Origin of the sequence: Psychrobacter sp. JB193, from assembly GCF_002285555.1 — a bacterium.
GTDB classification, from domain to species: Bacteria; Pseudomonadota; Gammaproteobacteria; order Pseudomonadales; family Moraxellaceae; genus Psychrobacter; species Psychrobacter alimentarius.
Window position 1 is genome coordinate 347,324 of the sequence record NZ_NRGY01000003.1, and the last position, 23,662, is coordinate 370,985.

At 41.3% G+C, this 23,662-nt stretch carries 19 protein-coding genes, 3 pseudogenes and 1 other annotated feature; of the genes and pseudogenes, 11 read left to right on the forward strand and 11 right to left on the reverse strand.

Annotated features, from left to right (window positions below; translation table 11 throughout):
* Positions 1-38: 38 nt before the first annotated feature.
* A complete protein-coding gene (locus CIK80_RS14625) occupies positions 39-3,503 on the reverse strand; it encodes a BRCT domain-containing protein (protein ID WP_095570615.1) in 3,465 nt (1,154 codons plus the stop codon).
* A gap of 692 nt (positions 3,504-4,195) precedes the next feature.
* On the opposite strand from CIK80_RS14625, the gene rhuM reads away from it, so the two are divergent.
* The 3 genes from rhuM to CIK80_RS14640 all read left to right on the forward strand — a co-directional run bounded on the left by rhuM (position 4,196) and on the right by CIK80_RS14640 (position 8,253).
* Entirely contained in the window at positions 4,196-5,188 is a 993-nt protein-coding gene (rhuM, locus tag CIK80_RS14630; protein ID WP_095570616.1) for a RhuM family protein, read from the forward strand.
* A 95-nt stretch (positions 5,189-5,283) separates the two neighbouring features.
* Entirely contained in the window at positions 5,284-7,335 is a 2,052-nt protein-coding gene (locus CIK80_RS14635; RefSeq protein ID WP_095570617.1) for an autotransporter domain-containing protein, read from the forward strand.
* Between the two features lie 162 nt (positions 7,336-7,497).
* Entirely contained in the window at positions 7,498-8,253 is a 756-nt protein-coding gene (locus tag CIK80_RS14640; RefSeq protein ID WP_095570618.1) for a M90 family metallopeptidase, read from the forward strand.
* Positions 8,254-8,369: 116 nt separating this feature from the next.
* On the opposite strand, the gene CIK80_RS14645 is transcribed toward CIK80_RS14640, so the two are convergent.
* The gene (locus tag CIK80_RS14645) at positions 8,370-9,032 is read right to left on the reverse strand and encodes a hypothetical protein (protein WP_095570619.1); all 663 of its coding nucleotides are present in this window, start codon (positions 9,030-9,032) and stop codon (positions 8,370-8,372) included.
* Positions 9,033-9,223: 191 nt separating this feature from the next.
* Between CIK80_RS14645 and CIK80_RS14650 the strand changes: the two genes are divergently transcribed.
* The gene (locus tag CIK80_RS14650; RefSeq protein WP_095570620.1) at positions 9,224-9,700 is read left to right on the forward strand and encodes a hypothetical protein; all 477 of its coding nucleotides are present in this window, start codon (positions 9,224-9,226) and stop codon (positions 9,698-9,700) included.
* Positions 9,701-9,983: 283 nt separating this feature from the next.
* A complete protein-coding gene (locus tag CIK80_RS14655) occupies positions 9,984-10,379 on the forward strand; it encodes a hypothetical protein (RefSeq protein ID WP_143516803.1) in 396 nt (131 codons plus the stop codon).
* Between the two features lie 176 nt (positions 10,380-10,555).
* Here the strand turns inward: CIK80_RS14655 and CIK80_RS14660 are convergent, their stop codons facing one another.
* From CIK80_RS14660 to CIK80_RS14675, 4 genes are all read right to left on the reverse strand, one after another.
* Entirely contained in the window at positions 10,556-10,870 is a 315-nt protein-coding gene (locus tag CIK80_RS14660) for an antibiotic biosynthesis monooxygenase (RefSeq protein WP_095570622.1), read from the reverse strand.
* 334 nt (positions 10,871-11,204) lie between these two features.
* Positions 11,205-12,035 carry an S-formylglutathione hydrolase gene (fghA, locus tag CIK80_RS14665; protein WP_095570623.1) on the reverse strand — a complete coding sequence of 277 codons (831 nt, stop codon included), beginning with the start codon at positions 12,033-12,035 and terminating at the stop codon, positions 11,205-11,207.
* 229 nt (positions 12,036-12,264) lie between these two features.
* Complete coding sequence (locus tag CIK80_RS14670; RefSeq protein ID WP_095570624.1) at positions 12,265-13,377, reverse strand: S-(hydroxymethyl)glutathione dehydrogenase/class III alcohol dehydrogenase; 1,113 nt, start codon at positions 13,375-13,377, stop codon at positions 12,265-12,267.
* A gap of 21 nt (positions 13,378-13,398) precedes the next feature.
* Entirely contained in the window at positions 13,399-13,674 is a 276-nt protein-coding gene (locus tag CIK80_RS14675; RefSeq protein ID WP_001133624.1) for a metal/formaldehyde-sensitive transcriptional repressor, read from the reverse strand.
* 466 nt (positions 13,675-14,140) lie between these two features.
* Here CIK80_RS14675 and CIK80_RS14680 point away from each other — a divergent pair, with 466 nt between their 5' ends.
* Together CIK80_RS14680 and CIK80_RS14685 are read left to right on the forward strand one after the other, a co-directional pair.
* The gene (locus CIK80_RS14680; protein ID WP_095570625.1) at positions 14,141-15,136 is read left to right on the forward strand and encodes a zinc-dependent alcohol dehydrogenase family protein; all 996 of its coding nucleotides are present in this window, start codon (positions 14,141-14,143) and stop codon (positions 15,134-15,136) included.
* Entirely contained in the window at positions 15,126-16,142 is a 1,017-nt protein-coding gene (locus CIK80_RS14685) for a zinc-dependent alcohol dehydrogenase family protein (protein WP_095570626.1), read from the forward strand. The genes CIK80_RS14680 and CIK80_RS14685 overlap by 11 nt, the downstream gene beginning before the upstream one ends.
* Positions 16,143-16,156: 14 nt before the next feature.
* Here the strand turns inward: CIK80_RS14685 and CIK80_RS14690 are convergent, their stop codons facing one another.
* A complete protein-coding gene (locus tag CIK80_RS14690) occupies positions 16,157-17,056 on the reverse strand; it encodes a LysR family transcriptional regulator (protein WP_058024914.1) in 900 nt (299 codons plus the stop codon).
* A 134-nt stretch (positions 17,057-17,190) separates the two neighbouring features.
* Between CIK80_RS14690 and CIK80_RS14695 the strand changes: the two genes are divergently transcribed.
* Together CIK80_RS14695 and CIK80_RS14700 are read left to right on the forward strand one after the other, a co-directional pair.
* Positions 17,191-17,931 (forward strand): SDR family oxidoreductase, encoded by a 741-nt coding sequence (locus tag CIK80_RS14695; RefSeq protein WP_095570627.1) that lies wholly within the window; start codon positions 17,191-17,193, stop codon positions 17,929-17,931.
* A 73-nt stretch (positions 17,932-18,004) separates the two neighbouring features.
* The gene (locus CIK80_RS14700) at positions 18,005-19,003 is read left to right on the forward strand and encodes a zinc-binding alcohol dehydrogenase family protein (protein WP_095570628.1); all 999 of its coding nucleotides are present in this window, start codon (positions 18,005-18,007) and stop codon (positions 19,001-19,003) included.
* Positions 19,004-19,099: 96 nt separating this feature from the next.
* Here CIK80_RS14700 and CIK80_RS14705 read toward each other — a convergent pair.
* The 3 genes and pseudogenes from CIK80_RS14705 to CIK80_RS14715 all read right to left on the reverse strand — a co-directional run.
* A pseudogene (locus tag CIK80_RS14705) lies at positions 19,100-19,270 on the reverse strand (hydrolase or metal-binding protein); the annotation flags it as partial.
* Positions 19,271-19,506: 236 nt separating this feature from the next.
* Entirely contained in the window at positions 19,507-20,205 is a 699-nt protein-coding gene (locus CIK80_RS14710) for an LrgB family protein (protein ID WP_095570630.1), read from the reverse strand.
* A gap of 9 nt (positions 20,206-20,214) precedes the next feature.
* A complete protein-coding gene (locus tag CIK80_RS14715) occupies positions 20,215-20,706 on the reverse strand; it encodes a CidA/LrgA family protein (RefSeq protein WP_095570631.1) in 492 nt (163 codons plus the stop codon).
* Between the two features lie 135 nt (positions 20,707-20,841).
* Here CIK80_RS14715 and CIK80_RS14720 point away from each other — a divergent pair, with 135 nt between their 5' ends.
* On the forward strand, positions 20,842-21,732 hold the full coding sequence (locus CIK80_RS14720) for a LysR family transcriptional regulator (RefSeq protein ID WP_095570632.1): 891 nt from the start codon (positions 20,842-20,844) through the stop codon (positions 21,730-21,732).
* A gap of 9 nt (positions 21,733-21,741) precedes the next feature.
* Positions 21,742-21,963: pseudogene (locus CIK80_RS14725) on the forward strand (IS3 family transposase); the annotation flags it as partial.
* 57 nt (positions 21,964-22,020) lie between these two features.
* Here CIK80_RS14725 and CIK80_RS14730 read toward each other — a convergent pair.
* A pseudogene (locus CIK80_RS14730) lies at positions 22,021-23,241 on the reverse strand (IS3 family transposase).
* Positions 22,850-22,966 (reverse strand) — a sequence feature (AL1L pseudoknot). (Overlaps the previous pseudogene by 117 nt.)
* Positions 23,242-23,662: the final 421 nt, after the last annotated feature.

Consider the following 23,662-nt stretch of genomic DNA (forward strand, 5'->3'; position numbering starts at 1 on the left):
CTCAGTTGAAATGGCGTCGTATGGTGTGATCATCTTTATTATTTGCTTGCTGCTGAATCATTTGAGCTGACAGCACTGGGCTGTAAATGCTCGGACAACTTGGGGTAACGATGTAATAAGCGTGTGACTGCGACCAAACACGCATGACGCTCCATCTTGCCTGCAGAATGGGTAAAGGTGTATAAAAAAGGCATGATCAGCTTGGCAAAATCCTCGTCTACCAATCCCACATCACGGAACGTCTCAATCAAGGCCAGCTTTGCTTGGCTGGCAGATATGGGTTTGGGTGAGAGGATTTTCTCTTGGTCTGTTGCTGCTTGTGTTTTATCCATGCGCTGCGCGTGCTTTGAATGACGACCTTGCTCGTTTTTCTGCGGATTTGATCGCTCAGCGCTTTTAGAAGGACTTAATCGTCCTGGTGGCAACTCAAACAGCCCGCGCCTTAAAAGCATCAATAACTGATTCAAATCGGCAGGGGGATTGGTTGACCAGTCACTTGGCTCGGTATTTACTACGCTGTTATTTAGGGTATTTCCTGAGGTCTTATTGGTTTTATCATACTGGCTTGCTGGCTGCCATTGCGGTGAGACATGGCGCGCTTTGTACTGCTGCCAAAGCATGGTCACTGCGGCATAGCGTACTTCACGGTCAGCACTTTGACTCAATACATAAAGAGACTGCGGGTTTTGAAATTGGCGATGGCGCTGTAATAGTGCCATGCCAAGTTGTCGCGCCAGTCGTTTTTTACTGCCAATAAAAGCATTGAGCATGGATTCATTAAACTGCTCTACAGGCACATGGTAGGCGCGATTGCTTACAGAAGGTGCTGCCAGCAATGCCTGCTGTAATAACTGCGTGACCTCAAAATAAGGCGATTCTGCCATTATCAGCCACAGTGCAGGTGTTGGCGACCACTTGGCCAGCTCATACTGTGTAAGCAATAGCCCAAAGTTGCGGAGCGCTTGCTGACTGCTTTTCAATAAAGGTATGACACGCTCGGCACTGAAAAATAAAGCAGGAATGATGGCATCAGGATCGACAGGTCGGTCTGTTAATGCCATGCATATTTGCTCGTGATGATGACTCAAATAGCTGATCGCAAGCTCACTGATAGGCGCGGTAGGATCATCAACTACCATTGACCATAAGACCTCAGCACCTGCCATCGTATCGTCTTCGGATGCGACGCGTGCTTGTCCAGTTAATCTCTGCAAAAATGCGGTTTCTGATATGATTTTGAGCGGTGCGCCTTCAGCAATCAATGCTTCTGCTTTCAGCTGCTTACTGCCTTTGCGACCAGCGCCGTATAGAGGCGAGCCGTCATCACCGATGACCAAATAGTCCAGCTTGGCATTCACGGCACTGCTGATCGCCCCATTGGCTGATTTGACCAGTTTTTCGGCATCGCCTCGACTCATGCTTTGCATTTTGCCAGTGAATAGATAACGCTGATTGTCCAAATCAACAGTGACTTCTGTCGTTTGATCTGTCGTGTGAGTAGTATGAGCAGCGTTTGTGTCTTCAGGCGAACTTTCTTCTGAAAACATGTTTTGACTGGTCGCAAAATCTGCTGGCAGAAAACCTTTATTAATGCGCTCAATAGCAAATTCGCGGTATTCTGAATGCTCGCTGCGAGCAAGTGTCATGAGCCAATCAAATCCCAACTCAGTTGGTGCAAACCGACGCACATCAGTCAACCAATCGCGTACGGTGTCTGCCAAATATTCATCAAAACTTAGCTCTTTTTGCCATTGTTTGATCAGATCTGCATGATCGAAATGAGTGTTTGTGTCAGTATGAGCACGGCTATGGCACGTGAGATAAGGAGAGGTTTTTATCTGTACGATTTCACTACTATTGTGCCAATCAGGCTCATAGGCAAGGGCATGCCAGTAGGACTTCGGAATCTTGTTTGCTGACAAAATATCTTCATCAAGCCAATCAATGATGGTCTGCTGAGCTAGAGGATGCAGCAATAGATACTGCCAAACGTTGACATCTACTAGGCTCAGATTAAGACGCTTGAGCTCTTGTAATGCAAAACTCATGCATAGATCGCTGCTGTCACTATTTGTAGAAGTATCTAGTTGTACTGCCAAACGGATAAAATAGTCACTGCCAAGTTCTTGTGCGCTGTATAGCTCAGGCAGTCTACGTATTGCAAAGCGCGTGCTGTAACGCTGATTGCTGGTCAGGCGCTCAAAAAACCATTCAGCGGTCAGATCGCGGCGTGTGAAGTGCTTACTGAGTTGTTCGGCGGCAATGTTATGATGATAAGACGTATCTAGTAATTGTCCCCAACCTGATACACCAATGTCAGCGACAGGATTGCGGCTCAAAATCATACTGATGGCAAAGCTGCGAACAGGCTCGTGATCAGATACCGCAAGCATCATCAGCTCTGATAGCGGTAATGCTTGGGCATAGCTTTTAGCATAGTCGATGGCATATTGATACGCAGCAGGATAGCTCGAATGTAATAGCTTGAGTACCACCTCATGTAACCCAAGCGCCACAAATTTTGACTTCTCAAAATGCGGGGATTGCTCAATCAGCCATACAATCATCTCATCGCGTGCTTGACTGTGTAGCTGGCCTGCCGATAAGTATTGAATAGTCTTACCACTCACATCACGCAGCTGAATCTTAAAATCATGTTTTAAGCTATCCGTCGCAAATTGCCGTATGGCTTCATTTCTTGCCGTGGCCAGCAAACTAATAAGGGGTTTAGAGTCGCGCTGCCAAGCTTCTTTAAAAGCACGACCTTTATTATCAAACAATTTGCGCGGTGCGTGACTGTGAAAGCGATTGACGCCATAATCAGCTGAATTGTGAAAACAGATGTGATTGAGTACCCAGCTGTTGATTTGAGGTAGTTGACCAATTGTCATTGTCTCACTATAGCTGGCGAGCACAGCGACGGCCGCCTCAACATAGCCGGCAGGCATCTGCTGTCCAAGTTTTCGCAGATAGCGCCATGCCCTGAGACTCATATAGGTTTTGGTAGCAAGACTGACCGAATCTCTCATGCTTTGATCGAAACGATGCAAATCTATTTTGGCAGTGATAGGCGCAAAAACCTCATAATCTTGCTCATATTCTGCCACCTTATAAATATACTTTAGACCGCGCCAAACACCATAACTCAAAGGCAACGCCTGGATAGCTTGTTTTAATATGGCTCTTGAATAAGTGCTTTTATCTTCCCAAAGCGCGATTAGGACTAAGTAGATTTTATATCGATCAGGAAGGGGGTAAGTACCTTCATCTGACTCTACCATTGCCATCATTGCCACACGTTCTGCAAACTGTACCTCAGGAGGCTGCTCACGAAATGAGTAACGCCATATCTTATTTAAAAATCGCTCAAATGTTAGCTCGTCATCTGGTATCGGTGAATCAGGCAATGGATCAGGTTGCTGAGCAAGTAAACAGAGCTTTTCGACCAAGCTTGGATCTTGTACTTGCCAAGCGTGTTGAATTTGTTCGAACGACAGACTCATGATGGTTTGCCTTAATAATAATGTGGCCAGCGAATGATATTTTGTAAGCATATAAAAGCCTATTTGAGAATAAATATCAAGAACTTTTGTTAATTAAAAAATGGAAACACGACATTAGGTGACGCGTAGATTATTAGACAAACTTGTGCGACACTAGATGACGCATATGTATAAAAAACTGTCGCTAATGAACAAAGATTGATTGACAGTTTGATTGAGGTTAAGGCAGAATAGGGACGTTGTGAGATTTAGCGTTTCGCCGTTTTCGGTGAAGGACGATGCTGCGTCGTCCACGAGTCAAGCCATTACATTTTACCCAAGGAAGACTGTTTCAGTCCTGCTAATACCTAGATAACACCTCTAGTGTCATTAGCTCGCTGGCGCAACCACGCAATCGTGGTTGAGCTAATGCACTAGAGGTGTTATCTAGGTGCAGTCCAGTGAGTCTTCCATGTACCAGGTTATGAGGTAGATTACACAACACTGAGTGAAACATTGTTCTGATGCCATTCAAAAATATTAAACCCAAGTTGGTAATATATGCTGACTTGGGTTTTTTATTGCCTTCATTATTTCAAACGCACTTAAAAAACAGGCAGTATTGATATCGCATTGAGCACCCATTGCTCAGTAATTCATGTTATTAGTAATCATTGATTCATATATTTAATGTATACGTAGAGACCACCCAAATGAAAGCGACTGAAAATAATGATATCTCAACTATTGAGATATATGAGAGTGCGGATGGAAAGGCACAGGTCAATGTGCGTTTTGAACAAGAGACGGTTTGGCTCTCACAAGCGCAAATGACTGAGTTATTTGGTCGCGATCAATCCGTGATTTCACGTCATATTGCCAACGCGTTAAGTGACGAAGAAATCTCCGAAAAAAGCAATATGCAAAAAATGCATATTGCAAATGCGGATCGTCCCGTGACCTTTTATGACTTGGATGTGGTCATCTCAGTAGGTTATCGGATCAAATCACCGCAAGGTGTGCAGTTTAGACGGTGGGCAACTCAGCGCCTACGTGAATACTTGGTGCAAGGATATACGCTTAACCAACAGCGCTTTGATAAGAACTCTGCCGAATTACAACAAGCGTTAAGATTAATTAAGAAAACTGCCCAGAGCCCTGAATTGAAAACGGATGAAGGGCGTGGATTAGTTGAGATTATCAGTCGCTATACACAGACGTTTTTGTGGTTACAACGCTATGATGAAGGACTATTAGATGATCCAGTAGGGCAAGAAGGCGGCGTATTACCCAGTCCAACTGAAGCAATGGACGCGCTCAATAACTTAAAATCACAGCTAATCAATAGAGGTGAGGCAACGGAGTTGTTTGCTAAGCCTCGTGGTGATGATTTGAGTAGTGTACTTGGTAATTTAGAGCAAACGGTGTTTGGCAAACCTGCTTATCCGACTATTGAGAGTAAAGCGGCGCATTTATTGTATTTTATGGTGAAAAACCATCCTTTTACTGATGGCAATAAACGCAGCGGAGCCTTCTTATTTGTAGATTTTTTACACCGTAACGGACGCTTACTCAATGATCAGGGTGAGATGGTGATCAATAACACAGGTCTTGCTGCTTTGACCTTATTGGTCGCTGAGTCTGACCCGAATCAAAAAGAGACCTTGATTAAGTTGATTATGAATATGTTGTCGCTGGAGGTTTAATTTTAAAAAATGCGTTGTTTCTTTTTCTTGTAAACCACATTTAATTGAGTTATTTTTTAGTGTCGATTACATTTCTTTAACCAAGGAGAAACAGTTTGCATAATAAATTATCACCGCTCACGATTTCAGTTGTCGCTGCACTGACACTACTTACAGGCTCACAAACATTTGCAGAAGCCCAATACGGTGATTATGGTAAAGAAACGGCGTTAGCGCTTGCGCGCGACTATGCTGGTCGCTATACAGGATCTGATAAAGAAGTTCAAGCTGCTAATTATATGCAGCAGCGTATGACCATCGATGGTAGTAACAATAAAGTCGATCGTCAAACGTTTGATTTTGTCGCACCTCGCGGTTTATTTAGAGGTCAAACACTAACGAGTAATAACATTATCGTGACCCAAAAAGGTATTGTTGATACCAATAAAACACTATTTGTCGGCGCACATTATGATTCTGCAGTAGCCTATCCAAACTATGAAAATCTAGAGGCATTGGACGATAATGCCTCTGGGTCTGGCGTTCTGACTGAGTTGACCAATAACCTGACTGGTATTGATACAGAACATGATATTCAGTTTGTCGCATTTGGTGCAGAAGAGGGCGGCCTAAATGGTTCAAAGGCGTTTGTTGATCAGCTCACTGACGCAGAAAAATCAACAGCATTAGGTATGATCAACTTAGACAGCCTGATTACAGGCGATAAGATGTATGCCAATGCAGGTCGCAATGCTTACGATAATAATGGTAACGAAGTAGCTGCCAATGTAGGGTTGCGTGAAAACGCACTTCGTATTGCAAAAGAGCTTGGTATCACACTCGACGTCAATCCGGCCATCATTGCACCGGGCGCGACAGAACCCTACGAGCCTTATGGCGTCGGCTGTTGTAGCGATCAGGAGTCTTTTGATAACGTGATGCCTGTAGTAGGATTTGAGGCAACCAACTGGGCCCTTGGACCTGATTATGATGGTTACACGCAAACAGAAAACCCAAATATCCCAGGTGGCTATACGTGGCACAATCCCGAATTGGACAATGAGGACGTGCTGACGGCGGCATTCGGCGAAGAGCGCATCGCACAAAGAATGCGTGACTATTCGCGTATCATTAGCAGATTGATTGTTGAGCAAACCAACGCTGACATCATTGCCGCAAATAAAAGCGCGCTGAATCTTCAAAATAAAATAGGGGCAGCATTAAAGGACAGTGCTACCGATTCGCACTCAGCGGTTCTTGAGCGTGCCAATGCCTTGGCTTTATCTGCCACTGATAACAATGGCACCTTTGATGCTTCGCGTACTCAGGTTTGGGTAGGCGGCTCTCAAAGCTATGTCGATTCTGATAACCTACAAGAAGGTACTCGCGCCAATATTGGCGTATATGGTGAATACATTGTACAACCTAGCTGGCGTGTTGGTGCAGGCCTCAAAGCGGCTAATCAGAATAATAAAACCATAGAAAACGGTATTAAAAAAGATACGAGCTATAGTGTTCAAGCTTACTCGTTGCTCGGCGGCAAAGACACCGCTTGGTGGAACACCACTTCTTTGAGCTTATCTAAACATGATTTAGATGTGAATAGAACCGTCAGACTAGATGGCAATAATGGTATCAACATTATTAATAATAGCGAACGCGGTAATGCTGATGCCGACGTATTTAGTGCTTACAATGAGCTTGGCTACAATTTTCTTATTAAGGAAAACATCGCGCATGGTGCTTTTTTAGGTTTAAATTATAGCGATGCCGATATAGACGGCTACACGAGTGGCAATGCCAACTCTCGCACAGCCCTTAAAGTTGACAGCACATCTAGTGAAGCATGGGACTCAGAGCTTGGTTACCAGTTGCAGTATGGTTTTGATTTGATGGGCACGCCTGCCAAACTTCAAAGCAAACTCGCTTACGTGCATGTTATCAAAGATGGTTTGGTGGACCGTTTATCGACAACCTCTTTCGCTGACGGGCAAAAAAGAGACATTAGTATCAACCAAGCAGACAAAGATGATGACTATGGACGTTTTGAGCTGAGTGTTAGCAATAAGGTGCATAACAATGTCTATGCTTATCTGAATGGCGATACCACCTTTGCACGTGACGATAAAGACAGCTCAGTACAGTTAGGCTTACAATATCAATTTTAAAACGTAATATACGGACTCAAGTCTGCGCCGCTCAATAATTCATTTATGAGTGGCGTTTTTTATACATTTTAATATAGTAATTATAATAGTGTACTACTGGTTATCTCTATACTATGTGTAAAATGGATGGCCTATATACTAAGAATAATAGGGATAAAGTGTATGTTCAACATCATAAAAGACTGGCGTGAGCAGCGTATACTGGATAGTAGTGAGTTTACTCATGAGGACTGGGCACGAGCAGCTGAGCGTATCGTGATATTAGATAGGTTAACTGAAGACGAGCTAAGCCGCTTGTTTGATTTGGCGACCCTGTTTTTGGCGGACAAATCCATTACTGGTGCGCAAGGCTTTGAGATCACAGATACGGTTAGACAGTCTATTGCTTTACAAGCTTGTCTACCTATCTTAAACCTCAGTCTCGAGTGGTACGATGGTTGGTCATCAATCATTATTTATCAAGGTTCATATAAAAGCGACAGCACCACTGTCGATGAATTTGGCATTGTTCACGAGGGCAGTCAGCACCGTAGCGGTGAAGCATGGCAGCGAGGTCCTGTGGTTTTGTCATGGAAGGATGCCAAACACTCAGGTGAGCGCGATGGTCACAATGTCGTCATTCATGAGTTTGTCCATAAACTCGATATGATGAATGGTCGCGCCAATGGTTTTCCGCCGCTGCAACCTGATATGGATCCTACTCGGTGGACTGAAATCATGAGTCGTGATTTTGAAGATTTTCAGACCCACCGAAAATCAGGACTTGACCGTTATGGTGCAACCAATCCAGCAGAGTTTTTTGCCGTACTCAGTGAAGTGTTTTTTGAAACACCCAAAAAGCTGGTGGACGCTTATCCTGATATTTACGATATTATGGTCAAGTTTTTTCGACAAGACACTCTTAAGGGAAATTCTTAAATATATCAAATATTGAATATATGGTATACTATCCATAAGAAAAGGGCAGTACACCTTAATCAATGCGTTGCCCTTTTTTATAAATAATTTGCTAAATCATATGGTTGCGATGAAAACTAAACAGTCCATTGATCGCTAATGATAGCGACTAAATATCGTTTCCCTTGATATTCATCAAACACCAGACGTAGCACTCGCCAATCCATACCCGCATATTCATCGCTGCCTTTGTGATAAAAATCAACCACATCTGAGTTTTGGTATATTTCTTTTAAGTTATTAATAGAGTTGCCATTATTTTTTAGCTCATTGAGACTGATACTGGCATCATTAAACGTTGACCCTTTCACCCAAGTATCCAAATACGTCGGCAGTGGCATGATCAATGGGTCGCCCGTACCGTCTTTTTCACCCCAAGTAAACCGTATTTTTGACTGTTGCAAATATTGTGCATATTGCTCACGACTGAAAACTTTGTCCACTTCAGGGCGGACATAAGCATACATCGAAAAGCGAACGCCACGTGTCGGATGAATGTCATTGGTGATTCTAGCAAAGTCTTTGTTGGCAAGAGCGCGTTGTATACGTAAAGCTTGTTGTCTGAGGGTTTGTTGGCTCATGTCTGCAGCAACCGATGTTGACGAGTAGGCGTTTGATTGATTAGGCGCCGTCACATCAGATTCAATAGAATGGCATCCAGTTGCCAATAGTAAGAACGCCAAAAGGCCACCAGTAGCTAATTTAAAAGAATGGGTTTTAGAAGCACATGGCTTGATCATAAAATATCCTCACTGTGGTTGTTAGCGAAACAAGTATTATTATTAATATAAATAAGCAGTTCTCAAAGAAGCTAATAGATAGGGTTTTAGTATATCAACCTGAATAATACGATATTACAGCACAGTCATAATATGAGTATGATGTAATAAGAATGACACATCTCAGATGACCAAATCTTATAGAGAACGCCATGCAAACATATCGTTCATTGTTGCTATTATTGACCATAGGGTTGTTTGCGACTAATCCTGTCGCTGCTAATGCAACGGAGCCATCTCAAGCGCTTGATGTCATGAAGGTTGCTACTGTTACCAAGATGTATCAGCAAGATGTTAATAACGAAGGTATGGATAATCCAGTCGTATTGGAGCAATATGCCAATCAAGATCTAAAGTCGGCCATGCAGCTTGAGCGAGCTTATTTTGACAAAAATCAGATGTCCTGCAATGTTGATTATGATGTGCTGTGGGATTCTCAAGATCCTGATTATACTCAAGACAAAAAGTTTTCGATGACTGATAAAGGACTGGTTCAAGTCAGCTTGGCGCAAGGTAGCGACATTTATTACGACTTATCATGCGATGATTCTGAATGCCAAGTGGCTGATGTAATCTTGGATGAAAGTGGAAAATCATTGCGACAGCATTTTCTTGAAAACTGCCGTTAGAAAAATACTGGTAACTGATAATATAAAAAATCCTATCTTAGTTATTATAGGATCAGAAAATTATCGATAAGAAACATGATATAAGTTGCTGCACATCTTATCCCTAAAACCGTTGGTTTGTTTTCGCATAATGTATATTATGTTAAACTAAGGCTACCGTACAATAAGTTCATGGGATTATGTCTATATCATAAATAACAATCAGTTTAGTTAGTAGCCGTTCAAATATAATGTACATGTCATGGCTAAGTAATCATTGCAATCGTCACTACAGCCTGTACGCTTGAGAGTTGTAAATAATGATGAGCGTAAGGTATTCGTAGGTGACATATTTTGCAAACTATCTCCTAAAGAATTTAGTATCTATCTCCTAGCAGCAGAATTGAGAGTAGCCGGTAAGACTATGCGCTATCCTTCTAAAGATATTGAAGGCGATACTATCGAACCTGAATTCATGCAAAGGTTTAATGAAATTTACCAACAGCATAAATCTCAAGGTGTCGAAGAAACTATTGATGTAGATTATGACTACTTTTCAAACTTACTATCAACTATTAAACGTAAGTTTAAAAAAGCTTTTGGTAAAAATCTAGCTGATAAAACAGTTATTCAAAAAGATAGTGACTATGGAGGGTTTGGACTTATAGTAATTCCTAATAGTATAGATTTAGATAGCTAATAATATATTGGTTATTGGACATTTTGCGGAAGTGAGCCGCCCCAAGTGTCTCGGAGATCGTTTAACCCTTTCAGGCATTGCTGCCTGACTCAAGTAAAACACTCTCCGATATACCCGGGGCGGTTCAGTTGAAGTGCTGCCTTTTATTCAAAATTTCAGGCAGCACCCTCATACATTTAAGCGTCGGTATGAGCTGGTAGTTTACTAGCCAAAACATCTACTTTTTCAATAGACGGTGGCTCTGAAAATAGCTCATCAGCCTGAGCCATCAAAGCAGCTGCAACCTTGCCAGATAAATGTGCTTGGCGACCCGCCTCATCAGGAAATGCATCAAAAATACCAAATGTTGTAGGTCCAAGACGTAGGCCAAACCACGCAACTGTCTCGGGTTCTTCCATTACAATAGGTAAACCGGCTTTAAGGAAAGCTTCTACTTCGTCTTCTTTACCCGGTTTAGCTTCAAGACGGACATATAAAGCTGTTTTAAGCATGACTAAAACTCCACAATTGATTAGAATTAAAACTGATTCTGACATTGATAATGTATGCATGTCAGAAAGTTTTGTTGTATAAAAGTTAAAAAAAATTTCCCATAGCTGAGCCAAAATCTGGGTTTTTATTTCGACATAATGCTATGAATTTATTCAAGTTAATATCATTAACATTTGAATCAAAAAATTAAGATATGAGATGATTAAATTCAATCTTAGTTATATAAGGATCAATTGACTCTACCTTAGATTTATAAGCTGACCTCTTCATCTGGAAATTATATTGCTCAAGAAGCATTCAAGAACAACATGTACATCCTCATATCTATGAAAGTTATTTAGCTAGGAATTTGCTGTGAAACTCTATATGTTTCTCTATAAAGCTCGCAATGAAGTAATAGCTATGGTCATACCCTTCTCTTAGGTTAAGTGTAAGAGGATATTCTTGTTCCAAACAAATATCACTAAGAAGCTTAGGGCTTAACTGTTCTTCAAGAAAATCATCAGCCGTTCCCTGATCGACTAAAATAGGTAAATGAACTTCTGCGTTTTTGATTAATTCAATCGCATCATAGCTTTTCCATAAAGTTTCGGTTTCACCTAGGTAGTGTGTGAAAGCCTTTTTCCCCCAAGGTACTTGGCTAGGTGCAACAATTGGTGCAAAAGCAGAAATACTTTTATACAGCTCAGGGTTTTTTAAACCAATTACTAATGCACCATGACCACCCATGCTATGCCCCATAATGCTTTGGACTTGATTGGTCGGAAAATTCAGGTCAATCAGATTTCTGAATTCTTCCACAATATAATCATACATTTTGAAATGCTGTGCCCAGGGTGCTTGTGTTGCATTCACATAGAATCCTGCGCCTTGGCCTAAATCATAATCTGCATGATCTGGTACATCCTCTCCACGTGGGCTGGTATCTGGTGCAACAATAATGACTTTATGTTCAGCCGCATACTTTTGTGCTCCGGCTTTAGTAATAAAGTTCTGTTCGTTGCAAGTCAGTCCTGATAACCAATATAAAACTGGCAACCGCTCATCTTTGTCATGAGGTGGCAGATATATTGAGAATTTCATTGAACAGTTTAATGCTATTGACTGATGGCGATACACTTCTTGCGATCCACCAAAAGAAGCATGTTTCTCAATTATTTCCATAATCAATTACCTATGTTGAGCAAGACTTCATGAGAAATCAAGTAAACAAAGAGTCTGACATTCTCCACAGAGAATAGTGATAAAGAATTAAAATGTAGGCAGGTTTATTGAACGTATACACGATGCCTACACAGATAGATCGGTTTTACAGATAATGCACCGTTTTAGAGGATTCCATGCATGCCATTCATGGATGCACATGCATGGAAAAGGATAAGGTCTGACGCAATTAATCGTAATGAATTACAGTACGAATTGACTTACCTTCATGCATCAGATCAAAGGCTTCATTGATCTGATCCAAGCCCATCGTATGTGTCACAAATGGTTCTAATTGAATTTTACCTTTCATGGCATCTTCAACCATTCCTGGAAGTTGCGTACGACCTTTTACGCCACCAAAGGCAGAACCTAGCCATTTACGACCAGTAACCAGTTGGAATGGACGGGTAGAGATTTCTTGACCTGCGCCAGCTACACCAATAATTACCGATTGTCCCCAGCCACGGTGTGCACTTTCAAGGGCTGAACGCATCACATTCACGTTACCAATACATTCAAATGAATGATCTACACCCCAGCCAGTCATTTCGACAATTACTTGCTGGATTGGTTTATCGTAATCTTTAGGGTTCAAGAAGTCCGTTGCACCAAACTCTTTTGCCAGCGCAAATTTATCTGGATTCATGTCAACCACAATAATACGCCCTGCTTTAGCTTGACGTGCGGCTTGTACGACTGCCAAACCAATACCACCTAAACCAAAGACCGCAACACTATCACCTTCTTGTACTTTAGCCGTGTTATGTACTGCACCGATACCCGTTGTTACCCCACAACCCAGTAAGCAGACATGTTCGTGATTGGCTTCAGGATTGATTTTAGCCAATGATACTTCTGCCACTACAGTGTATTCACTGAACGTTGAGCAGCCCATATAGTGGTAAATCGGTTGACCATTGTAGGAAAAACGAGTGGTACCATCTGGCATTACGCCTCTACCTTGAGTTTCGCGAACGGCAATACACAAGTTCGATTTTCCAGATTTACAGAATACGCACTCGCCACATTCAGCGGTGTAAAGTGGAATGACATGATCACCTGGTTTGACGCTAGTCACGCCTTCACCAACCTCGACTACAACACCAGCACCTTCATGCCCGAGAATAGCCGGAAAAACACCTTCAGGATCATCGCCAGACAAAGTAAATGCATCTGTATGACACACACCGGTATGGGAGATCTTGATTAATACTTCACCTTTCTTCGGTGGTGCAACATCAACTTCAACAATTTGAAGAGGTTTACCAGGACCAAACGCAACAGCAGCACGTGACTTCATGGAATAATTCCTTATACAGATCTATTTTAAATATGATTTTAGAATCTTGGCGATTTCAGCCAGTTCTTCTTTTCGTTGTTGTTCTGTGGTTTCACCTGATACTAAAGTGTCCTTTAAATGAACCTCCAACATCTCATTCATTAAACCATTAATAGCACCACGCACAGAGCATATTTGTTGCAGAATTGCACCACATTCCACATTGTCTTCTAACGCTTTTTCAATCGCTTGCGTCTGACCTTTGATCTTTCTGACACGTAGAAGAATCTTTTTTTTGTCTTCAACCTGATTAGGCATCAGACCTCCTTATTTGCTAGTATTAATACTATAGTACCCCATAGTATAAAAAAAGCAATATTTTTTATAAACCTTAAAAATTTAGGTAGTGTTTCAAAAAGTATGCTGAGATTAAATGAAGTCACTATTGGCTCTGCAACTGGATGCCATAATTAACTTTCCGAATCTTTACAATAACTTATAAAATTAAACTTCTGACATACTCCCCCCCCCAATTAATGAAAGCTCTGTTATATAAAGACCAATTGGTTGTACGATAAATTTTAGGTGCAGGATTATTCATTTGAAAATTATATTGTGGCATAAGCCTTAGAAATAGTTTTGTGCAACAAAGCATATCTTTAGTAAGCGGATGATATTTATTATTTATTATTTAGGAATTATTAAATCCTATAAATATCATTTATTGGATTAATTTATTTTGGTACTGTGCATATCATCCCTCAGTTAAGAATAAGGAACAACTATGAATAAGATGATGAATGCGCTTATCCTAGAAAATTTTGGCGATCATGAATTTAAACGTGTAGAACTCCCTATACCTCAACCAGAGGCTGGGCAAGTTCTAGTACGTATTCATGCTAGTGGTGTAAACCCTATTGATTATAAAATTCGTCTTGGTGAAGCACCATATGCTATGCCAGAGCTTCCTGCCGTGTTGGGAACGGATATGGCTGGGGTTGTAACTGCTGTTGGTGAAGGTGTCACCCACTTCAACGTCGGAGATGAAGTTTACGGTCTGATTGGTGGCGTCCGTGGTCTTCAAGGATCTTTAGCAGAATATGTTGTAGCAGATGCTGATCTGATCGCATTAAAGCCACGGAATATCTCTATGCGCGAGGCAGCAGTACTACCATTGACGTTCCTCACCGCTTGGGAAGGTTTAGTGGATAATGCGAAGGTCCAACCAGGGCAAACTGTACTGGTTCAAGGCGGTGCTGGTGGCGTTGGTTATATGGTGGTTCAGCTTGCAAAAGCACTTGATGCAAATGTTTGGGCGACTGGTCGTACAGCTGATCAATCACTGATTTCAGAACTCGGTGCAACACCTCTCGATTACACAACAGCATCTTCCGATGACATTATTGCTGCAAGCCCTGAGGGTCAAGGTTTTAACATTGTTTACGACACTGTGGGTGGTCCAGTACTCGAAGCTTCACTTTCCATGACGACTCACTATGGCCACATCACCAGCTGTGCTGCATTTGGCAATCATAATTTAGCGAGTTCATCTCTACGGTGTGCCACACTGTCTGGCGTATTCGTCCTAATGCCGACGTTAACAGGCAATCGCCGTTCTCATCATGGTGATGTCCTTAAGACCGCGACTCGTCTCGTTGAGGAAGGTAAACTGCGTGCTATTGTTGATCCTCGTCATTTTACTCTAGACCAAGCGATTGAGGCTCATGATGCTGTTCAAGATCGCTCTGCTAATATTAAGGTAGTTATCGATGTCATTTAACGCACTTCAGGCCAAGACTTGGCGCTTCAATTGTATTGGAGATACAGATGTCCTGACATTAGAAACACTTCCTGTTGCTTTACCAGCCGCAGGAGAAGTTCTAATACAGATGAAAACGATCGGACTCAACCGGGCCGATGTAATGTTTCGGCGTGGTACTTATATTCAAAAGGCAGTATTCCCTTCTCGTCTGGGATATGAGGGAGCAGGCATAGTTCTTGCGATAGGTGAAGGTGTACGCCAATTTTCTCCAGGAGATGCAGTATCGATTCTTCCGACTGACAATCTAGCCAAATATGGGACATATGCGGACAAGCTTCTGATTCCAGAAAATTTTTTAGTTCACAAACCCGATAGTTTAAGCTGGGAAGAAGCTTCTTCAATCTGGATGCAGTATTTGACGGCTTGGGGTGGTGTAATCCATGCTGGTGGATTATCGAAAGGAAAAACGATCTTGATCACAGCAGCTTCAAGTAGCGTAGGACTAGCTGCGATACAGATAGCTGAAGCAGCGGGTGCTAAGGTCATTGCAAGTACACAGACGATAGAGAAAAAGCAACGTTTACTGGATCTCGGTGTTAAAAATGTTATAGCCAGTGAAGATGAACCCGATTTGTATGAGGCCCTTGTTTTACGTTTAGGTGGAGAACATCTTGATGTCGCCTTCGATGCTGTAGGAGGGCCACATATTGAACAGATTGCAAAAGCGATGTCTGTAGGAGGAACTATGGTTATGCATGGTGCACTTAGCCCGGAGAACACACCATTTCCCCTTAAAGTTGCATTACGCAAGAGCTTAACCATGCGAGGTTTTTTGTTCCTTGAGGTTCTCCATGACCCTGTTCTAAGGGAGCAAGCCAGACGATTTATTCTTAGCAGTATAGGTGCAGGATATCTTCGTCCAGTGATCGACCGTTGCTTTAACTTTGAGGACATGCATGACGCTCAGCGCTATCTTGAATCAAATCAGCAAATAGGAAAAATTGTAGTTACTCTAAATACATGATGGTCTTATCTGATTCAGGTTTCTATATGGCCCAGCACTTCCACTAAGTAATCAAACAATGCTCGGATTCGCAAAGGTGTCGGGCCCCGCTGTGGACGATATAAATACAGGCGCCAAACGGGAGAGGTTTCCTCATGAAGTATCTGAATGAGCTTACCACTCCTAAGCCACGGCAAAACTAGAAATCCAGGCATGTGTCCGAATCCAACTCCAGCGAGAATAGCTTGAAATTCAGCTTCTAGATCATCTGTAATAAAACGGGGCTTTGATGGCGTAAAGCTTCGACTTTCGGTGAATGTCCATGGCCAGTAACGCCCTGTTTTATGATCGACTAGTGCTGTTAGAGGGTATTTATCAAGGTCAATAATTTTTTTGGGCATTCCAACCTTATCAATTAACTCTGGCGTACCCACAGAATAAAATTTCACTTTAGCCAATTCCCTTGCCACATATCGATTGTCCGGCAAAAATCCAAATCTGATCCCGATATCTATCCGCTCATCGATCACATCCGAGTGTGAATCTGTTAGCACACAATCCACGACAATATCTGGATAACGTGTGGCAAATTCTGCTAGTGCAGGTACTACCACTTTACGCCCTAACACAGACGACACAGTAATACGGACAGTCCCACGCATTTCATCTCGTTTTTCCTTGGTGTCTTTTACAAGCAAAGCATCGATCGATTCCACCGCAAGACGTGCTTGCTTTGCCAGACGCTCACCATCAGCGGTAATTTTAATTTGTCGAGTACTCCTGTAAAACAAAATCTCTCCGCGCTGCTCTTCTAGCTCTTTTATTGCCCGTGTCACTACCTGTGGGGAAATACCCAGTTGAGTTGCTGCCTCTTTAAAATTTCGAGACTCTGCTGCGACACAAAAGATACGCATCATTTCCAATTTGTTCTGCATGTCCAATCCTGTGTTATAGTAATTATTCCGTAAATAGGAATTCTGAAAGATAATATTATTCATTTATTATACCTAGCAAGGCTGTAATACTTAACCCTCAAATATGATTGACAGATAGGTTGAAGGTTACTTGTATGAATAATATAGAAAATAAAGTTATTGTTATCACTGGTGCAAGTAGTGGTTTAGGTGAAGCTACTGCTCGCTTACTTGCTAAAAAAGGTGCAAAGGTTGTAATTGGTGCTAGACGTACTGAAAAATTAGAGGTTATTGTTCACGACATTCGTGCTGAAGGTGGTCAAGCTGAATTTATTGGTATGGATATAACCAAACCACATGAAGTACAAGCACTTATTGAAAAGGCATTAAGCGCATTTGGTCAAATCGATGTATTGGTAAACAATGCTGGATTGATGTCTATTGCACCATTAAGTGAGCTAAAAGTTGATGAATGGGATCGTATGATCGACATTAATATTAAAGGTGTTCTTTATGGTATAGCAGCTACCCTACCTGTTTTCCAAAAACAAAACTTTGGACACTTTATTAATCTCTCATCTGTTGCAGGGTTAAAAGTATTTAGTCCAGGAGGTACTGTTTATAGCGGTACTAAGTTTGCTGTAAGAGCCATCTCTGAAGGCCTTCGTCATGAAGTTGGGGAAACAATTAGAACGACTACTATTGAGCCTGGTGCAATTGAGTCAGAACTAAAATTCGGTTCTTCTCATAAAGAAAGTTCAGAGTTTGTTACTGATTTCTACAAACAAGCCATACCAGCTGACTCAGTCGCTCGAGCAATTGCTTATGCAATTGAACAGCCTGCGGATGTAGATATTAATGAAATTGTTTTGCGCCCAACGAGCCAAGAGTTTTAATTATTGAATAACATAAAATGGGAGCACTTCGCTCCCATTTTTACTATATTTTTTTAAAGTTGAGGACAAATCTATGAAAGCCGTATCGTATGTTATAAATAACCATGATGATTTTAAAAATTCATTGGTAGATATTGAAAAAGCGAAGCCTAAGCTTAAGGAGCGTGATGTACTGGTAAAAGTTCAGGCAATCTCTGTGAACCCAGTTGATACCAAAGTGAGAAAAAATTCGTCTGAAGCAAATAATCGTATTTTAGGTTGGGATGCCGTTGGGGAAATTATTGAAGTTGGCTCAAAAGTTACCTCGTTTAAAGTAGGAGATTCTGTTTGGTATGCTGGCGATTTAACCCGAGATGGTAGTAATGCTGAGTATCAAGCAGTCGATGAACGAATTATCAGTCTTAAACCAATTACAGTATCTAATGCAGAAGCAGCAGCATTGCCATTAACTGCAATAACGGCATGGGAAATGCTGTTTGATCGGTTTCAAATTTCAGAAACAGAAGTTGGCAGTATTTTAATTATTGGTGGTGCAGGTGGTGTAGGATCAATCGCTATCCAACTCCTAAAAGCAAAAACAAATCTGACCGTTATAGCAACAGCTTCACGTGAAGAAACGAAATCTTGGGTGGAATCACTTGGTGCCGACCATGTCATTGATCATAGCAAAGATTTAAATGCACAAATCGAGACACTAGGCATTGCAAAACCAAAATACGTATTCTCTACAAATCATACAGAAACATATATCAAGCAAATAGTTTCTCTGATTGCACCACAAGGCAAGCTTGGATTGATCGATGATCCAAAAACATTTGATATTATGCCGTTTAAGACTAAATCTATTTCTATCCATTGGGAGTTGATGTTCACCCGTTCAATGTATGAAACCGATGATATTGAAAAGCAAGGTGATCTCTTGCAACAGGCTGCCCAATTAGTTGACCAGCAAAAAATTAGAAGTACCCTCAACCAAAATCTAGGCAAAATTAACGCTTCAAACTTGGAGAAGGCGCATAAGTTACTTGAATCAGGCAAGTCAAAAGGCAAAATTGTACTAGAAAACTTCTAAAATAAGGGAGCCCAAGCTCCCCTCAATTAGTGACTAGCCAACTTGTTCAGAATCCATTAATTGACTTACCAAGCTCACTAGGTAATTCAACTGTGCTCAATTCACAGCTCTGATACTCTGCTGCAATCCCTGCTGAATATCCTGCACAACCCCTTCATGCGAAGCTTGTTGCTCTACCAAAAAGCTTCGCTCTTGTTCAGGATAATATTCCTCTAACACATCTAGCCCTTCCTCTATATCCGTTTCAAACCTTGCATTCGCAAAACCTGAACCGCCCCGACTATGTCGGAGCGGTTCAGTCATTTATTTTTATTTGATCTTAAATAAGATAAGTTAATAGGTTGAAATTTAAAAGGAATAAAGCTCATTACATTTAGTTAAAGTCGAATTAACTTTAGAAAGAAAACGGAAATTCATACGTTTTTTTATTGTTTATCTGTTAGTGATAATGGCTGTTATCATATCTATTCTTAATATAGATTAGGGTCTCTATATATATTTGTTTAAACTTGCCCAAATAACATTACGCCATGTATTAATGAAGGGCCTAAGAATACCATAAACAATCCCGCTAAAATCATTGTTAAACTAGCTATAACGCCCTCGTCCTCATTGCGCTGACTTGCCCGGGCTGTACCAAAACCGTGTGATGCATTACCAAATGCGATTCCATTTGCAAGATGGGAGCGAATACGAAAAAAAGTCAAAATCATATCCCCTAAAATCATTCCCACCATCCCTGTAATCAAAGTAAACAATGAGACTAAAGAGGAAGATCCGTGAATTTTTTCAGATAAGTCTAACGCAAATGGTGTCGATATTGAACGGGCCATCAAGCTATAGGTCAAGGTCTTATCAAAGTGGAACAAACCAGTGAATAGGTATATGCTTAAGACTCCCACCACCATCCCGACAGTTATGGAAGCGGTCAAAGCCAAAGCATGTCGACGTATTAAACGACGATATTCATAAATAGGTATAGCAAACGCAACCGTTGCGGGGGCAAGTAACTGCACAATCCAAGCTGTATCTTTCCAATAAGTATCATAAGAGATATTAAAGATAATCATTAATGAAAGCGTTATTACTGGAACCGTGATAGCTGGGTTTAGCCAAGATTTTCGATAGCGCACATAGATTACTTTAGCCATATAATAGGCAGCTAATGTCCAAATGAGACAAAGGATTGACCAAGTATTCATCGCAAATCCTCACGCATTATTATCATTTTTTAGGTTTAATTGGGCTTTATGAATCTGATGACGATACAATCTACGTTGCAAACGGCGCCCCATGATAAAGGTTAATGCTGAGCTTAACATCACCATCGCGGTACTCAAGATAATTGTCAGCATTAATTGCCATCCTTTACTAACAAACAGCGCCTTATATTGAAGTATTGACATCATAAGCGGGATAAACATTAATACTAATTCACCCAAAACAAATTTTGCACCCAGTCTGACCCAGTTAACCTTAATAGCACCACTCATTAATAATATCAGCATTAAAAACATTCCTAAGACGCCTGAGGATACGGGTAAATGCAATAATTCAACCAATATCTCAGCACAATACCAGACAGCTGCGATAATAGCGCATTGCATAAGGACATGAAGCCATGATTGGCGATAGAACTTTTGAAGTGTAAGTTTTTTTTCATCTACAAAAGATAGGGATAAGCGAATATTAGGATTACGCATAATAATTGTTGTTTGTTGATTAGAGACTACTTATTATAAAAATACTATAGTCATAAATTATGAATTATATTTTTATTTTTATTCCCAATTTCTATAATAAATTTCGTTCTTTCTCTTAAATGTGGTCTATTATTTATGATAACTTTCAAGCAATTACGCTGCTTTGTGACAGTCGTAAAAACAGGTGGGTTTCTTCAAGCCAGTATCCAACTCAATTTAACTCAACCCACCGTTACCAAATCCATCAGTAACCTTGAAGAATATTTAGGCGTAGCTCTGTTTGATAAGCCGTTGACTCATAGAAAAAAGCGGCTAGTTAATTTAACGGAAATTGGCGAACACCTCTATATTCAAGCAGTGGATATCTTACAAAAGGCAGATAATCTTGAACAAACAGTAGTAGATTATCAGCAATTAATAGGTGGTAAGTTGCGTCTAGGGATTTCACCGTTAGGCAGTGAAATACTAAGCAAAGCTATTTTTAACTTTTACCAAATGCATCCTAGTATAGAAACCTCACTTATCGAAGATGGTGCTGAGTCACTTAAGCAGGCCCTTCTAGAGGGGCAACTTGATGTGGCAACATTGATGAAGCCGATTGACGATAATTTTGACTACTCGTCGATATGTTGCTATCCAGTGGTGGTCGTAGCAAATAAAAACCGTATGGGTAAGCGAAAAACGAAGGTAACACTTAAATCACTATCAAATGCACCCCTAATTTTATTTACCTCCAATTCATCATTTACTCCAATGATTATAGAAAACTGTCAATCACTAGGTTTTGAACCTAATATTATTTGCCAAACCAATCAGTGGCACTTGCTTCTTGACATGGTAAAACAGGATATGGGTGTGACTCTTTTGCCTCAATATTATACTCAAAAGTTGGATTTAACAGGATTAGTCTGCTTGCCACTAACCCAACCTCAGTTAAAATGGGAGCTTGTCATGGCTTGGCGCCGTCATCGCTTGCTTACACCAAGTATGCAAGCTTGGCTTGATAACATAAGAAAAAATATATAACTAGGCCTTGATAATGCTTTGGCTGTAACAGGGCATAGGTTATACAAAACAGAGGTGATTGAATATTTGAAAGCAGATTTGCAAGGTTTAGCGAATGTACAACTTGCGACATTGAATTGGGTAGATTGGTTCAATAAAAAGCGTATACACAGTGCATTGGGCTATGTATCGCCTTTTGAGTTTGAAGCAATGTACTATGATAAGATTAACCTGTTAGGTCAAGTGGCTTAACTTAAATAAAAAGGTCTCTGAACCGCCCCGACTTTATCGGAGGCTGATTTACTTGAGTCAGGCAGCAATAACTGACAGGATTAAATTATCATAATACCGCTTTTCAAACTCAAAGGGTGACACATATCCAATCGTGCTATGCAAACGGGTTTTATTAAACCAGTCCACCCACTCAAGGGTTGCCAGTTCAACATCGTTCACACCAGTCCAGTTTTGCTTTAAATAATGGAATCACCTCAGACTTATAAAGCCCATTGACCGTTTCAGCCAATGCGTTGTCATAAGAGTCGCCTGTTGTACCAACAGAGGCAATCACGCCAGAATCCGTCATTTTATCAGTATAGCGAATGGATAAGTACTGAACCCCTCGATCACTGTGATGAATGACATCTTTGGGATGGTTTCTATCTGCTATTGCTTGATTTAAAGCCGCCATCACCATATCGGTGTTCATGCGATTGGATACTTTCCAGCCCACAATGGCACGAGCGAACACATCAATAATAAAAGCGGTATAGACCCAGCCGCTTGTCGTCTTGATATAGGTAAAATCTGCAACCCACAGCTGGTTAGGACGACGGGCATTAAAGTTACGATTGACCAAGTCATCAGCGCGTTTTTGGTTATCACGGCTGGTGGTGGTCATCTTACCCTTACCACGCCAAACGCCTTGCATACCATACTGCTTCATTAATCGCTCTATGGTACACCGAGCAACCTTTAATCCGTCAGCTTTCATCTGCTGCCATACTTTACGCGCACCGTAACGGCATTTGCTGTCCTGCCAGATGCGTTTAATCTCTCTGAGATAATAGTCATCATGCTGACTGCGCAGTGAACGCTTGTGTGGGTTGTCGCTTAAGTCTTGAGCACGATAATAAGTTGACGGGGCAATCGGTAGTACTCTACAAATCAGCTCGACCCCATAACTACCTCTATAGTCATCAATAAACTGAACCATTATCTGGGTGGACGGTCGAGCTCCGCCTGGGCGAAAAAAGCAGCAGCTTTCCTGATGATCTCATTGGCTTGCTTAAGCTCTCTATTTTCGCGCTCGAGATCCTTAATACGCTGCTCTTGACTTTGAGCTTGCACATTTGCAGGAATGGTTTGATCGATGTGCTTCTTATGCCACGAGCGTAGAGTTTCAGGCGTACAGCCAATCTTAGGTGCAATTGCTTGAATAGCTGACCAGGTGGAGGGATAGTCGCTTAATGCTTCAATCAGCATGCGAACGGCGCGGTCTTTAATCTCAGGAGTGTAGTTTCGTGTTTTCATTGTCGTATTCTCTCAGAATGTTGAGCCTCCGACAATACCGGGGCGGTTCAATCAGAAGAGCTACCGACCTCTTATATAACGCGTCAATCTGATAGCAGCATTGAATTTATGAGCAGCGTATTACAAGCCATCAATTCGATGATGCTTTATATGCTCGCTGCTATTGCTAGAAAGGACTATGAAGATCGACGTAACCGTCAGATGTAAGGTATTTCTCGTGCTAAGGTAGAAAGTAAGTATTCGGGACGTAGGAAAGATACCGAGAAGCGTAAGATTATCGCTAGCCTTCTGAAATCTGGGCGTAGTTATTCTGAAATACAAGCTACATCTAAGTGCTCGCGTTAGTTGATAGCTGTTATAGCTAAGCAAATACTCAAATACTCAAATACTCAAATACTCAAATACTCAAATACTCAAATAC